A 285-nucleotide genomic window follows, 5' to 3' on the forward strand; every position below is an offset into this window, starting at 1 on the left:
GCTGGATCACCTCCTTTCTAAGGATAATATACGGAATATCGCCTAAGGCGATAAGGAATAACGGATGACATATTGTATTCAGTTTTGAATGCTCATTTATTGAGAATTCATATTATGGGCCTATAGCTCAGCTGGTTAGAGCGCACGCCTGATAAGCGTGAGGTCGGTGGTTCGAGTCCACTTAGGCCCACCATTTATTTTGTACATTGAAAACTAGATAAGTAAGTATAGATTTTACCAAGCAAAACCGAGTGACAAGCGAAAAGCTTGAAACAAAAAATTATC

General features: G+C 39.3%; 1 tRNA gene. It reads left to right on the plus strand.

From position 1 onward, the window contains the following. Positions 1 to 116: 116 nt before the first annotated feature. Positions 117 to 193: transfer RNA gene (locus CD172_RS11895), tRNA-Ile, on the plus strand. Positions 194 to 285: the final 92 nt, after the last annotated feature.

Origin of the sequence: Staphylococcus agnetis, from assembly GCF_002901865.1 — a bacterium.
Lineage (GTDB): Bacteria > Bacillota > Bacilli > Staphylococcales > Staphylococcaceae > Staphylococcus > Staphylococcus agnetis.